Origin of the sequence: Vibrio sp. 10N.222.46.A1 (genome assembly GCF_041473595.1) — a bacterium.
GTDB classification, from domain to species: domain Bacteria; phylum Pseudomonadota; class Gammaproteobacteria; order Enterobacterales; family Vibrionaceae; genus Vibrio; species Vibrio tasmaniensis_A.
On record NZ_JBFRSN010001684.1, the window covers coordinates 1 to 253 of the forward strand.

The 253-nt window shown below is 44.7% G+C and carries 1 pseudogene; it reads right to left on the bottom strand.

From position 1 onward, the window contains the following. Positions 1-253, bottom strand: a pseudogene (locus AB4496_RS28860) (MarR family transcriptional regulator); the annotation flags it as partial.

Sequence of the window (253 nt, forward strand, 5' to 3'; positions counted from 1 at the left end):
TTTGTAGATAACCTTGTTACCTGCAAGTTGCTCTTTCGCTACTAGGTTTTCTTCAAGAAGTTTTTTCAATGCGCCTGTTGCCCATGAAGCTGCTTTCGCGTCTTCTTGACCAGCTGCTAGGCCGATACCTTTAGGGTTAATGCCTTCAGCATTGCTAACAACGATGTCTAGAACTTGTTGTTGCTTAGGAGTCAGTGCTACTGCAACTTCTTTAGTTGCTGCTACTGCTTTCTCTACCGCTGGTTTTGCTGCT